The organism is Pseudomonas sp. RW407 (assembly GCF_003176655.1).
GTDB classification, from domain to species: Bacteria; Pseudomonadota; Gammaproteobacteria; order Pseudomonadales; family Pseudomonadaceae; genus Pseudomonas; species Pseudomonas delhiensis.
This window is the reverse complement of the sequence record NZ_QGSL01000024.1, coordinates 1-343: the sequence shown is the minus strand read 5'-3', so window position 1 is coordinate 343 and position 343 is coordinate 1. Positions and strand designations below refer to the sequence as shown.

Annotated in this window: 1 pseudogene; it reads right to left on the bottom strand. The window is 66.8% G+C overall.

The annotated features are described in order from the left end of the window. Positions 1–343, bottom strand: a pseudogene (locus DK254_RS00865) (S-(hydroxymethyl)glutathione dehydrogenase); the annotation flags it as partial.

Below are 343 nucleotides of genomic sequence, written 5' to 3'. Positions count from 1 at the left end.
ATGATCGCCGCCAGGCCAATGCCGCCCAGGCCGAAGATGGCCACGCTGGCGCCCTCTTCCACCTTGGCGGTGTTGAGCACGGCGCCGATGCCGGTGGTGACGCCGCAGCCGAGCAGGCAGACCTTCTCCAGCGGCGCGTCCTTGGGAATCTTCGCCAGGGAGATTTCCGGCAGCACGGTGTACTCGGAGAAGGTCGAGCAGCCCATGTAGTGGTAGACCGGCTGGCCGTTGTAGGAGAAGCGCGAGGTGCCGTCGGGCATCAGGCCCTTGCCCTGGGTGGCGCGCACGGCCTGGCAGAGGTTGGTCTTGCCGGACTTGCAGAACTTGCACTCGCGGCATTCGG